Origin of the sequence: Halobellus litoreus (assembly GCF_024464595.1) — an archaeon.
Lineage (GTDB): Archaea > Halobacteriota > Halobacteria > Halobacteriales > Haloferacaceae > Haloquadratum > Haloquadratum litoreum.
On record NZ_JANHAW010000001.1, the window covers coordinates 1099559 to 1111667 of the forward strand.

Annotated in this window: 10 protein-coding genes and 1 tRNA gene; 6 read left to right on the forward strand and 5 right to left on the reverse strand. The window is 67.9% G+C overall.

Annotated elements, in window-relative coordinates:
• The first annotated feature begins 30 nt into the window (after positions 1 to 30).
• The 3 genes from NO360_RS05615 to NO360_RS05625 all read left to right on the forward strand — a co-directional run bounded on the left by NO360_RS05615 (position 31) and on the right by NO360_RS05625 (position 2726).
• Positions 31 to 1161 carry a sensor histidine kinase gene (locus NO360_RS05615; protein WP_256306562.1) on the forward strand — a complete coding sequence of 377 codons (1131 nt, stop codon included), beginning with the start codon at positions 31 to 33 and terminating at the stop codon, positions 1159 to 1161.
• A gap of 79 nt (positions 1162 to 1240) precedes the next feature.
• On the forward strand, positions 1241 to 1756 hold the full coding sequence (locus NO360_RS05620; protein WP_256306563.1) for a DUF21 domain-containing protein: 516 nt from the start codon (positions 1241 to 1243) through the stop codon (positions 1754 to 1756).
• A gap of 73 nt (positions 1757 to 1829) precedes the next feature.
• Positions 1830 to 2726 carry a DUF8054 domain-containing protein gene (locus NO360_RS05625; RefSeq protein ID WP_256306564.1) on the forward strand — a complete coding sequence of 299 codons (897 nt, stop codon included), beginning with the start codon at positions 1830 to 1832 and terminating at the stop codon, positions 2724 to 2726.
• Positions 2727 to 2833: 107 nt separating this feature from the next.
• Here the strand turns inward: NO360_RS05625 and NO360_RS05630 are convergent, their stop codons facing one another.
• Positions 2834 to 4498 (reverse strand): glycoside hydrolase family 13 protein, encoded by a 1665-nt coding sequence (locus tag NO360_RS05630; protein WP_256306565.1) that lies wholly within the window; start codon positions 4496 to 4498, stop codon positions 2834 to 2836.
• Between the two features lie 269 nt (positions 4499 to 4767).
• Between NO360_RS05630 and NO360_RS05635 the strand changes: the two genes are divergently transcribed.
• Complete coding sequence (locus NO360_RS05635; RefSeq protein ID WP_256306566.1) at positions 4768 to 6915, forward strand: glycoside hydrolase family 32 protein; 2148 nt, start codon at positions 4768 to 4770, stop codon at positions 6913 to 6915.
• Between the two features lie 27 nt (positions 6916 to 6942).
• On the opposite strand, the gene NO360_RS05640 is transcribed toward NO360_RS05635, so the two are convergent.
• Positions 6943 to 8382 (reverse strand): glycoside hydrolase family 68 protein, encoded by a 1440-nt coding sequence (locus tag NO360_RS05640; protein ID WP_256306567.1) that lies wholly within the window; start codon positions 8380 to 8382, stop codon positions 6943 to 6945.
• Between the two features lie 188 nt (positions 8383 to 8570).
• Here NO360_RS05640 and NO360_RS05645 point away from each other — a divergent pair, with 188 nt between their 5' ends.
• Positions 8571 to 9050: a universal stress protein gene (locus NO360_RS05645; protein WP_256306568.1), complete on the forward strand. Its 480-nt coding sequence runs from the start codon at positions 8571 to 8573 to the stop codon at positions 9048 to 9050.
• Between the two features lie 46 nt (positions 9051 to 9096).
• Here the strand turns inward: NO360_RS05645 and NO360_RS05650 are convergent, their stop codons facing one another.
• Positions 9097 to 9741: a DUF309 domain-containing protein gene (locus NO360_RS05650; RefSeq protein WP_256306569.1), complete on the reverse strand. Its 645-nt coding sequence runs from the start codon at positions 9739 to 9741 to the stop codon at positions 9097 to 9099.
• A gap of 244 nt (positions 9742 to 9985) precedes the next feature.
• Between NO360_RS05650 and NO360_RS05655 the strand changes: the two genes are divergently transcribed.
• A complete protein-coding gene (locus tag NO360_RS05655) occupies positions 9986 to 10219 on the forward strand; it encodes a DUF4685 domain-containing protein (RefSeq protein WP_256306570.1) in 234 nt (77 codons plus the stop codon).
• A gap of 66 nt (positions 10220 to 10285) precedes the next feature.
• Here the strand turns inward: NO360_RS05655 and NO360_RS05660 are convergent, their stop codons facing one another.
• Together NO360_RS05660 and NO360_RS05665 are read right to left on the reverse strand one after the other, a co-directional pair.
• The gene (locus NO360_RS05660; RefSeq protein WP_256306571.1) at positions 10286 to 11296 is read right to left on the reverse strand and encodes a YeiH family protein; all 1011 of its coding nucleotides are present in this window, start codon (positions 11294 to 11296) and stop codon (positions 10286 to 10288) included.
• A 548-nt stretch (positions 11297 to 11844) separates the two neighbouring features.
• Positions 11845 to 11917: transfer RNA gene (locus NO360_RS05665), tRNA-Arg, on the reverse strand.
• Positions 11918 to 12109 lie beyond the last annotated feature (192 nt).

The window sequence follows — 12109 nt, forward strand, 5'->3', positions numbered from 1 at the left end:
ATTTACCCGACGGGGACGCTATCGCGAGTGATGTCGGACTCCGGGCTCTCTGCGGGTACCGCGCGAAAAGAGCTGTACGAAGTGATGCGGCTCGATCTCCCGTTCGAGGAGAAGGCGACACGGGCGCTCTCGGTCGGCGAACGCTTTCTGGGCGTCGACAACGGTCACGTGACGCGTATCGATCCCGAGAGCAACTACTGGCAGGCGGTCGCCAGCACGGACCCGCCAGACGGGTCGTTTCCAGCGGGGTTGGTAACCGACTTCGACGCGACGTACTGTCGGCGAGCGATCGAGAGCGGCGGTTCGCTCGCGCTTTCGGACGCGCCCGAAGCGGGGTGGGGTGACGACCCGGCCTTCGAGGCGCACGGACTCCACTGTTATCACGGCACCCCGCTCGTCGTCGACGGCGACCTCTACGGGACCGTCTGCTTCGTCTCCGAGGCACCCAGAGAACGGCCGTTCAGCGAGGTCGAGACGACGTTCGCGGAACTCCTGGCGCGGATGCTGGAGCGCGAACTCGAACGGCGACAGATGACGGCGACGATCGAGCGCTACGAGGAGTTTGCGAGCGTCCTCTCGCACGACCTCCGAAACCCGCTGAACGTCGCCCAGGGACGCGTCGACCTCGAGCGGAGCGAGCGGGAGAGCGAGAACCTGGCGGTCGTGGCACGGTCGCTGGATCGCATCGAATCGATCATCGCCTCGGTTCTCAGGGTGGCGCGGGAGGGGCGCGACATCGACGCGACGTCGGTCGTCTCGCTGTCGACGCTTGCCGAGCGGTGCTGGGAGTCGATCGATGTCGCCGACGCGACGCTCGTCGTCGACGAGGAGTTCACCTTCCGCGCCGACGCCGAGCGGGTCCGCGGCATCTTCGAGAACCTGTTTCGGAACGCGGTCGAACACGGCGGCGACGACGTCACGATCCGGGTGGGTCCGCTCGACGGCGGCGAGGGGTTCTACGTCGAAGACGACGGGCCGGGGATCCCGGAGTCCGACCGCGAGACCGTCTTCGACCCCGGCTACACGACTGGCCGGGAGGGCGTCGGCCTGGGGCTGTCGATCGTCGAGGGCGGCGTGGAAGCGCACGGCTGGCGCATCGAGGCGACCGACGCCGAGACCGGCGGGGCCCGCTTCGAGATCAGAGACGTCATCCCGGCCTGAGCGTCTCGCCTCGCCCGGGCCGTCGCCGGGCAGAAGTCGGCAGCGGAGCCTTTTGTCGTCGGCGTCTGTGAGAAGCGGTATGGTACTCCTTTCTGTCGGGGTCGCCGTCGGCGTGGTTACCGTCCTCGTGGGCGTGAGCGCGTTCTTTTCGAGCAGCGAGACGGCCATCTTCACGCTCCCTGAATCGTGGTTCGAGTCGTCCTCGTCCTCGGACGACGCCCGGTTCGCGACGCTTCGGGGGCTCCGAGACGACCCGCATCGACTGCTGGTGACGCTTCTGGTCGGGAACAACGTCGTCAACGTGGCGATCGCGAGCATCACCACGCTGGTCTTCACCGAACACCTGCCGGCCGGGGTCGCCGTGTCGGCGTCGACCGTGGTCGCGAGCGCAGTCGTCCTGATATTCGGCGAGATCGTCCCGAAGTCTTACGGCCTGGGCCACGCCGAATCCTGGGCGCTCAGCGTCGCCCGGCCGATCCAGGTCGTCGGGCGAGTCCTCCTCCCGCTCGTGGTGCTTTTCGACTGGATCACGCGACAGTTGAACGACGCCATCGGCGGCGAACCGCGGATCGAAAAGACGCACGTCGACGAGTGACGCGGGGAGTCGCAATCGCGTCCGCGCGCCGTCGGCGGAACGTTGATTTCGCGGCGGCGAGTATCTCGAACGGATGAGACAGTCGTTCCTTACCGATTTCCGCAACCCGGAACATACCGGCGAAAACCGCTGTTGGCCGTGTACCGCGGTCAACGTCGCGATCGTCGGCGTCGCCTCGGCGGTGCTGTTCCCGGTCTCGCCGGTCCTGTCGGTCGTGGCCGCGGCAGTCGGGCTGCTTCTCGTCGTCGTCCGGGGATACGTGATCCCGGGTACGCCCCGGTTCGCGCCGCGCCTCGTCGCGCGGCTCCCCGGCGGCGACGCGCTGTTCCACGACGCCCCCGAGGAACCGTCCGGGTCGCTGAGTCCCGACGGGGGCGCGTCAGAGTCGGACCGCGCGGTCGGCGGCGGGGAACCCGCGGGTGACGACCCGCCCGGCCACGCCGACGAGTCGGCCGAGTCGCCGGACCGCGGCGTGCTCCTCGAACGACTCGTCGAGGCGGGCGTACTCGACGACGACGGGGAGCGGGTCGCGCCGACCGCGGCGTTCGAGGAGCGGTGGCACGCGGAGATGGCCGAACTGCGCGACGCGGATACCGAGGCCTTGGCCGATGCAGCCTTGGAGATCTCGCCGGCGACGGAGTCGCACGCGGTTCGACAGGACGGCCAAGAGTGGGTGGCGCTCTCGTCGGGTGCCGAGCACGCGATCGAGGAGACGTGGCTCACCCGACCGATCGCCATCGCGGAGATCGGCGGCGGCCGCGCGGCCGCGGACTTCGTCGACGACGACGAGACCGCGCTCGCGGCGGCACAGACGTGTCGGATGTTCCTGGAAGACTGCCCCGACTGCGGGACCGAACTCGAACGCGGGGACGACGCGTCCTGCTGCGGCGGGTATCACGGCTCCGGTGGGGTCCCCTCGGAGACGCTCTTTTGCCCGTCCTGTGAGGCCCGGGTCTACACTTTCGAGTGAGGTCCGGCGGAGCGCTTCCAAGTAGGACCCAACGGAACGTCTCCGGGTAGGACCCGACGGAGCGTCTCCGAGTGGGATCCCACGGAACCCCGCCGCTATCCGATCCGCTACGCCGACTGTCCGTACAACCGCGCTTCGTAGGGGCCGAGTTCCAGCGGCCCGTTCGGCTCGGCGGCGACGTCGTCGTAGTTGCCGCAGAGTAGCGAGGCCTCGGCGTCCAGCGCGTCGAGGTCGGCGGTCGCGGCGCTGTCCGAGAAGTTTATGACGACGACGACCTGGTCGTCGTCCAGCGTCCGCGTGTACACGAACAGTTGCTCGTCGTCGGGGCGGTGGATGTCGTAGCTCCCGTAGACGAGCGCCTCCCGCTCCCGCCGGAGGTCGATGAGCGCCTCGTAGAAGGAGAGCACCGACGGCGTGCGTTCGCGCTCGCTGGCGACGTTGATGTCGGCGTAGTTCTCGTTGACCGGGATCCACGGCTCGCCGTCGGTGAACCCGGCGTGGGCCGTGTCGTCCCACTGCATCGGCGTCCGCGCGTTGTCGCGGGTGCGGTGCTCGACCACGTGCCGGATCGACTCGTAGTCCGCGACGGCCCCGGCCGCGATCAGTTCCCGGACGTTTCGGACCGTGTCCACGTCGCTGATGTCGTCGAGGCTCTCGAAGGTGCCGTTCGTCATCCCGATCTCCTGGCCCTGGTAGACGAACGGCGTCCCGCGGAGCGTCAGGAGGATCGTCGCGAGCGCCGTCGCCGACTCGTAGCGGTAGCGCTCGTCGTCGCCGAACCGGGAGACCGAGCGGGGCTGGTCGTGGTTCTCGAAGAACAGGCTGTTCCAGTCGAGGCCGCCCTGCCAGCGGTCCAGCGTCTCCTTGAGATCGAGGAGGTCCCAGTCGCCGACGTCCCAGCGCCCCCGTTCGCCGAAGTCGAGTCCGACGTGCTCGAAGTGGAAGACCAGGTCGAGCGGGCCGTCGGGAGCCGTGTACCGCCGCGCGTGCTCGAGGTCGAGATTCGGCATCTCGCCGATGGCGACGGCGTCGGTGCCGGCGAACACGTTCTCGTGAATCTCGTCGAGGTACTCGAAGATCCGGGGCCCGTTGACGAAGTGTTCGCTCCCGGTCCAGTCGTTGCTGGGGTCGCCGTCGGGGAGGCCCTCGGCCTTCGAGAGCAGGTTGACGACGTCCAGTCGGAACCCGTCGATTCCCTTCTCCAGCCACCAGTTCATCGTGTCGGCCATCGCGTCGCGGACGTCCGGGTTCCGCCAGTTGAGGTCGGGCTGGCTCACGTCGTAGAGGTGGAGGTACCACGCCTCGCGCTCGGCGTCGTACTCCCAGGCTGACCCGCCGAAGAACGATTCCCAGTTGTTCGGCGGCTCGTCGGGGTCGCCGTCGCGCCAGATGTAGTAGTCGCCGTACTCGCCGTCCGGCTCCGATCGCGACCGCTGGAACCACTCGTGGTCGGAGGACGTGTGGTTCGGGACCATATCCATCACGAGTCGGATGTCCCGTGCGTGGAGTTCCTCGAGCAGTCGGTCCCAGTCGTCCATCGTCCCGAACTCGGGGTAGATCGCGCGGTAGTCGCTGACGTCGTAGCCGTTATCGCGCTGCGGGGACTGATACACCGGGTTGAGCCAGACGCAGTCGACGCCGAGTCGTTCGAGGTGATCGAGACGGTCGATGACGCCCGGCAAGTCCCCGAACCCGTCGCCGTCGGCGTCGCTGAAGCTCTTCGGATAGATCTGATAAACGACCGCTTCCTTCCACCAGGTGCGTTCTGTCATAGTTGGGAGGTGTAGACGGGGATCCGACGGTCCCCCCGGCGTCCGTCTCGTCGACGAGTGCGCGGGCCGGACGCGAAGTCGCGTCGGTCCGCCGAGCCGCCCGGCGAACAGCGAGCGTGAGCGAGGGAGTCGCCGCCGGATCCCGTTCGTCGTCTCCGATTCCGCCCGTTCCGTATTAACCGTTGTGAGAACTACCCGGCGGCGAGTTAATAATTCGTCGACGGCGGCGGATGGGTTGCGTTTTTATTCGGTGGCGAAGTAATCTCGGTATGGTTGCGACGCCGGTTCGCGTCGGGTTTGTCGTCGACGGCGGCCCGAGCGATCGACAGGAGGCCGCGAGAGCGTGGGCGAGCGCCCGATATCGACTCGACGTGATCGGGACCGACGACCTCGCTCCGTCGATGCCCTACGACGTGATCTGGTGGCACACGGACGAGGAACTGCTCGACATCGACGCGACCGTCGCGAGGGCGCTCGAGGAGTACGTCCGCGGCGGCGGCGGCCTCCTCCTCGGCCTCCGGGCGGTGAGCGCGGTCGAACCGCTCGGGATCGATTCGGTCGCGCCGGACGCCGTCGGCACGAGGAGCGTGTCCGCCCCGACCGGGTTGCTGTGGCGGTCCGTGTACGACGACCACCCCGCAGTCGAGGGATTCGACGGCTTGCGGATCCCGATCGCGGACCACGGGACGGTCCCCTTCGCGCGGTACGAGTCGGTCCTCCCCGCGGAGGGCGAGGTGCTCGCTTCGACCGTCGAGGGCGAGCACGACCGCCCCGTGCAGACGTCGGTGGTCTCGTGGCACCACGGCGACGGCGCGGTGCTTGGAGCCAGCACGCTGGCGTTCAGGGCCGATCCGGCGCCGGAGTACGCCGCGAACCGCGACCGCGTCGCCGAGGGCTTCGTCGAGTCGCTGGCGGCCGGCCCCGACCCCCGGTTCGACCGTCCCACCGACCGGGCCGGCTTCGAACGCCTCCGCGCGCGCCTCCGCGACGACCCGCACCGACCGCGGTACCACGTCACGTCGCCGGCGAACTGGATCAACGACCCGAACGGGCTCATCGAGCACGAGGGACAGTACCACGTGTTCTACCAGTACAACCCGGCCGGTCCCTACCACCACGCGATCCACTGGGGCCACGCCGTCAGCGACGATCTCGTCCACTGGCGGGACGAACCGCTCGCGCTCGCGCCCTCGCCCGACGGCCCCGACCGCGACGGCTGCTGGTCGGGGTGTGCGATCGACGACGGGGGGGCGCCGACCCTCCTGTACACCGGCGGGCGCGGGCGCAGACAGCTCCCCTGTCTGGCGACCGCGACAGACGGGTCGCTCCGGTCCTGGATCAAGGACACGGAGAACCCGATCATCGAGGAGGCGCCGACCGACATCGACGTCCTGGAGACCGAACACTGGGAGGCCGAGTTCCGGGATCACTGCGTCTGGCGCGAGGACGGCCTGTGGCACCAGATCATCGGGTCGGGCGTCACCGGCGTCGGCGGGACGGCGTTACACTACACCGCCGAGAACCTCCGCGATTGGACGTACGAAGGACCGCTGCTGGTCGGTGAAGGGCCGGACGCCGGGGCCGTCTGGGAGTGTCCGGAGCTGCTGCGGCTGGGGGAGAAAGAGCTCCTGCACGTCTCCAACTACGAGACGGTACTGTACTTCGTCGGCGAGCGCCGCGACGGCGGGTTCGAGGTGGAGTCGCGGGGGGTACTGGATCACGGCGACTTCTACGCCCCGCAGTCGATGCGGGTGGACGACGGCTACCTGACCTGGGGGTGGCTCCCGGAGGCCCGCGACGACGAGACCCAGTGGGACGCCGGCTGGTCGGGGGCGCTGTCGGTGCCGCGGCGTATCGAAATCGACGAGTCCGGGGAACTCAGGCAGCGTCCGGCGGCGGAACTGACCGCGTTGCGGGGAACGCAGTACGTCGATGGAACGTCTCGGTCACTCCGCGACGAGCGCCAGGAGCTCCCCGCCAGCGGCCGGGCCCTGGAGCTGACGGCGACGATTTCGCTCCGCGACGCCGACGCCGTGACGCTGTCGGTCTTCGAGTCGCCGGACCGGCGAGAGCGGACCGAGATCAGGTACACGGCCGCGAACGAACTGATCGTGGACCGGTCGAACGCCAGCGAGGACCCGCGAGTGCAGAGCGACGAGCAGCGGCTGGAAGTCACGCCGTACGACGAACCGCTGTCGCTGCGGTTGTTCCTCGACGGCTCCGTGATCGAGGCGTTCGTCAACGACCGCCACTGCCTGACGAGTCGCGTCTACCCGACGCGGGACGACAGCACCGGGGTCGCGGTCGAAGCCGCGGGCGGGCGCGCCGAAATCACCGACCTGTCGGTGTGGGAACTCGAGGACGCGTGGTCGGCGAGCGAGGACCGCGCGCCGCGATCGACGGCCCCGACGCGATAAGAGCGGGGATTGCGCCGAATTGCCGCGCTACGTCGAGTAGCTGCCGTACGATCCCGGGGACTCGATCCACGTCTCGCCCGTACCGCCGTCGGTCGCCGAATCGTCGCGGTCGACGTACTCGGCGTCCCGGAAGTCGCGTCGGGCCGACGGCCCGAGCGGTCCGTCCTCGTCCTCGGGGACGGGTCCGGCGGGGTCGTCGACGTCGAAGCCCGGCAGCGACTCGTTCAGCGTCGGGATGTGCCAGTGATCGAGCGTGCCGAGCACTCGCGTGCGGTCGCCGTCGACGGTGAGGCGGATCGTCGGGCCCAGGGTCCCACCGAACCGGCGTCGCTGTTCGCGCTCCGTGAGGTGCGCGATCTCGTCGAGGGAGTCGCCGGCGAAGTCGAAGTAGTTGAAGAAGCTCTCGACGAGGATCTCCTCGTGGTGGGGGAACGCCATCCACGAGTACGCCTGGAACGGGGCGTTGTGGGGGTTCGTGACTACCAGTCCGGACTCGTTCAGCGGTCGGTAGGGCCCGCCTAGGGAGTCGGCCACGAAGCCGTAGAGCGCGTCGTACCCGTCGAGTCCCGGCGCGAACGTGTGCATATGGCTGGAGACGAAGAGGTAGTACCGACCCTCCCAGTGGACCACGTGCGGCCGTTCGAGTTCCTGGTTGGTACAGATGCTCTCGAGGATCGGCGGGCGGAGTTCCCACTCCATCGGATCGCCCGAGGGCGACACCGCGACGCCGACGGCCCCGTTGAACTCCTGCAGCGCGGCGTCGCCGCCGCAGCGGTCGCTGCCCTCCGGGACCGGCGCGTTGGCCTCGAACAGCAGGCAGACCTCGCCCGTCTCGGGGTCCTCGTAGAACCACGGATCGCGGAAGGTGTAGATCATCCCGCGAGACTGCGATTCGGTCTCGTACCACTCGCCGTCCGGCCTGAGAAGTTCCCGGTGCGTCCACGGACCGTCGACCGAGAGCGACGATTCGGTCGTCGTGATCGTCCCGCCGGAGGCCCCCACGAGGCGCTGCGTGTACGTGAGTTCGGACGCGGTCTCCGTTCCCGCGGCGGTGTAGTAGAGGTAGACGTCGCCGTCGTCGTACAGCGCCGACCCGGCCCACTGCCGCTGACCGAGGGCGTCGTCGGCGAACACGGGACCGCCGTCGTGCCACTGCCGGCCGTCGCGGGAGTAGAAATACCGGATCCGAGCCACGTCGTGACGCTTGCCCGGGAGGAGGTCGCTGGGGGCCGTGAGCGAGAACACGACGCGCCAGCCGTCGACGTCCGCCAGCCGTCCGTGTCGGTCCCGCAGCAGCCACGTGTCCCAGACGTGAACGTCCTCGGCGGGCGTCGATTCCGGCGGGTAGATGATGGGGGCGACCGTCTCGGGAGTGCGCTCGATCCCGGCGGCCTGCTCGCGACTCCACTGTGAACGCGGCGGATCACCGCCGACGTCCGGGTCCCTGTTGGACGGTCGATTGGGCATCGTGAAAAAGTGAACTCACCTCGAAATAACTCTTTTTACTCGGGGCCCCAGCGACGGTCCTGCACTCGGCGGAGAGACGACTTGCCCGACCGAACCGGTCGGTTGGTCGAATTGTATCAAATATTAACTCAGATCTAAGTAAAAATCTCAAAAGATTCAAGTAGCTGTGGCGCGTTGGTACAACTACGATGAGTATGAATACAGTACTGCTGGCCTTCAGCAGAAACGACGAACAGCGAATCGACGAACTCTTCGACACGGCGACCTCGATCGTCGATCCCGACGGCACGATCGTCCTGCTCCACGTCTTCGACCGAGAGCAGTACGACACGATCTCGACGAAACTGAACATCGACGACGACTCGGAGGTCACCCCCGACGACATCGCGCGCCGGTCGCGGATCGGCCGCGAGATTACGACCCGGCTCGACGACGCGGGGGTCGACTACGTCGTCCGCGGTGCGCTCGGCGAGACCAGCGACGCCATCCTCCGACAGAGCGAGTCTGACGACGCCGACCTCGTCGTCGTCGGCGGCCGCAGCCGCTCGGCGACGGGCAAAGCCCTGTTCGGATCGACGGCGCAGAAGGTGCTGGTCGAGGCCGACTGCCCGGTGACGTTCGTCAAGGAACAGTCCGAAGAGAAGAAGAAGGCCGCCGCGCCCGCGTAATCCCGGACGCGACGTCCCGGAAGCCGTTCGACGGGGGCTCTACTCTCTACTTCTCGAACAGCCCCGAAACGTCCGACTCTCTGCTTCGACGCCGTTCGACGTGTCCCCGCAGCCGCTCGTAGACGATCGACCGCTGGTCGCGGTCGGCGGCGAACGCGAACAGCATCCCGACGAAGCCGCGGGAGCGCCGCTGCGGGGTTCCCCGAGGTGAACTGTCGTCTCCCAACTCCTCGCGAGCGTAGCGGACCGCGTCGTCGACGACCGCCGCGTCGAACGCGTCGTATTCGCTCGCCAGGAGCGTCACCGCGGTCGCGACCGCCTCGAACGACAAGTCGGTCGGTTCGATAGCGTCGCCCGCATAGCGGAGCGCGGGCGGCCGACGGCGCTCCGCGAGTTCCGGGTCCGCAGCGAGGCGGCGCAGATACGCTCGGATCTCGTCGACGTTGACCGGGCACCCTTCGTCGACGGCCGCGAGATATCGCTCACCGCTCTCGGCCAGTCCGCGCTGGCCGCTCCAGTTTCGGCGACGGCCGTGGTGAACCGCCGCGGCGTACTGGATGAGGCCGTGGAGTAACCGTTCCTCTGACGTTCCCTCCGCCAAGGCGAGCCACGGCTCTTCCCAGGCCTCGTGGGCGACGTGGTAATCGCCCGCGTTGAACACCGCGATCCCGATTCGGAGCGCCTCCTGCACGCTCGGAAGTCGTCGTCGCGCGAGTAAATAGTCGACGCTCGCGGGCGAAACGAGTCGACACGCGGCGGACACACGTCCTCGGCGCGCTGACGACGAGGCAGCGTCGATGCGCGGAGGACGGGAAAGCGTCCTCGGCCCGCAGACGACGTGCGTCCTCCGTCGGTGACGAACTTATCCGACTGCGGCCCCTTCGAACACTCGCACGCACGATGATCAAACACCCCGCCTACCCACGCCGAGACCGATGACGCGGACGCACGTGACCTGCCTCGACTGCGGGACGGAGTTCGTCCGGCCGAACGGCTACGCCGGCAATTACTGCCTCTCGTGCCACGAGTCGTGGACGGCGGACGAAGACTCGCGCTCGTCGTCGACGGAGGAATCGAAGCCGCGGCGACTTCGAAGTGGGACGACGTCCTCCGTTCGGCCGGCCGACGACGACGCGTCAGACGCGCCGTCGCGGTACGAGGAGGAGTGAACCGGGCGCGGCTCCGGGCGGATCCAGTCGGACGTGCGAGCGTCCGGGGCCGCCCGGCGTCGCTCGTCAGCCGAACACGAGGATCGAAGCGAGGAGAGACAGGACGCTGACTGTTCCGAGCGCCGTCAAGACGACGAGCAGCGGTTCGATGCCGGTGTTCCGGAGGTTCTCGATTTCGATGCTCGTTCCCAGACCGACGAACGCGAGGAGAAACAGCCACTGGTAGCCGCGTTCGAAGAGCGAGACGACGCCCGGTGAGAGCAGTCCCGCGCTGGCGACGGCCGCGACGGCGACGAACCCGAGCACGAACGTCGGAAACTGCGCCCAGAGGGACCGCCAGTCGGCGACTCCCGTCGCGTCGCCGACGCTATCGCGCCGGGCGTAGTAGACGGCGTACAGGACGGCGACGACCCCGATGAACACGTTCCGGCCGAGTTTGGTGATCGTCGCCCACTGACCCGCCTGCTCGGAGTAGGCGAATCCGGCCGCCACGACCGGACCCGTGCTGACCATACTGATCCCGGACCAGACGCCGAAGACGACGTCCGGGAGGGCGAGCAGGCGTCCGATCACCGGGTAGATCGCGAGCGTCATCGCGTCGAAGAGGAGGATCGTCGCGACCGCGTAGGCGATCTGTTCGCCCTTCGCGCGAACCCCGCTCGAAACCGCGACGATGGCTGAGACCCCGCAGATCGAGTACCCCGCGGCCAGCAGCGACCCGAGCCGATCGGGAATCCCGAACACCTCCCGGGCCAGGAGTTCGACGAACACGAGACTGAACGCCAGGAATCCGACGACGAGCAAGAGGAGCGTCGGGCCCGTCGCCAGCAACTGATCGACCGCGACCCGGGCACCCATCAGGACGATGCCGAGTTCCAGCCAGCGGTCGCGCGTCTCGACGCCGGCCGCGGCCCAGTCGGGAACGCCGACGGCGTTCGCGAGCAGGACGCCAAGCCCGACCGCCAGGAGCAGTCGATTGACGCCGAGGACCGTCGTCGCAAGCAGGTGCGCGAGGACGCCGCCGACGGCGAGGAGAGCGATGCCGGGGAGCGAGCGCGTTACGTCGCGCCGTGTCATATTCCGGAACATTCGTGTACAGTCGGATGTGTGACGTGTCGGCCGCGGGTGCGGGGTACGCCGGTCACGGACGAGCGGCGCGAAGCTGACGATTCCTCGGTTCTGAGCGCCCGTGCAACCGGATTCACACTAGGCGTTCAATCGCGGTTCCCCGTCAGATCGCACCGCGATGCGGAAATTACTCGACCCTACCGTGTCCGAGATACCGGAAGCATTTAGCGCTATTCGTTCGACGCGGCCGCAGCAAGCCGACCTGGTGAGTCGGGGCGGGCACCCCCCGCAGCGACGCCGTCGGGTCGTCAGGCGGAATCGGAATCGTGACCGTCGGCTGCGCGCGTGCCGCCCAGCGCTGCCGCCGTCGGCGAGTCGATTCACGAAAACGCCGGCCGCACGCGACGCTCGTCGCGTAGCGCCGGTACAATGTAGCGTCCTGACGAAGATTTGAACTCACTCGCAAATCACAGATTTGCTCGCTGCTCAAACCTCCGGTCGGAGTTTCGCGAGACGCAGACTCCTCGCTCCGCTCGTCGTGTTGCGTCTCGCAGAAGCGTCCTGACGGAGATTTGAACTCCGGTCCCTGGCTCCGCAAGCCAAGAGGATAGTCCACTACCCTACCAGGACTCATCTCTCCGTACTGCGGGTTCACTTATGAGGGTTACGATGCGACGAGACCGCGGCACTGCAGCACACGCCGACGAACCGCCGCAGTCGGGTCCGAATCGCGCGTTCAAGCAGCAATATTTTCTGTCATCTATGGGGATCCGACATTTCGTTCTACGGGCGATATGCCGGGCGGAGAAAAACAAGACACAG

Bases quoted from the DNA above. Each gene is read 5' to 3' on its own strand.
- NO360_RS05615 (WP_256306562.1), top strand. From the start codon at position 31: ATGTCGGACTCCGGGCTCTCTGCGGGTACCGCGCGAAAAGAGCTGTAC.
- NO360_RS05620 (WP_256306563.1), top strand. From the start codon at position 1,241: ATGGTACTCCTTTCTGTCGGGGTCGCCGTCGGCGTGGTTACCGTCCTC.
- NO360_RS05625 (WP_256306564.1), top strand. From the start codon at position 1,830: ATGAGACAGTCGTTCCTTACCGATTTCCGCAACCCGGAACATACCGGC.
- NO360_RS05630 (WP_256306565.1), bottom strand. From the start codon at position 4,498: ATGACAGAACGCACCTGGTGGAAGGAAGCGGTCGTTTATCAGATCTAT.
- NO360_RS05635 (WP_256306566.1), top strand. From the start codon at position 4,768: ATGGTTGCGACGCCGGTTCGCGTCGGGTTTGTCGTCGACGGCGGCCCG.
- NO360_RS05640 (WP_256306567.1), bottom strand. From the start codon at position 8,382: ATGCCCAATCGACCGTCCAACAGGGACCCGGACGTCGGCGGTGATCCG.
- NO360_RS05645 (WP_256306568.1), top strand. From the start codon at position 8,571: ATGAGTATGAATACAGTACTGCTGGCCTTCAGCAGAAACGACGAACAG.
- NO360_RS05655 (WP_256306570.1), top strand. From the start codon at position 9,986: ATGACGCGGACGCACGTGACCTGCCTCGACTGCGGGACGGAGTTCGTC.
- NO360_RS05660 (WP_256306571.1), bottom strand. From the start codon at position 11,296: ATGACACGGCGCGACGTAACGCGCTCGCTCCCCGGCATCGCTCTCCTC.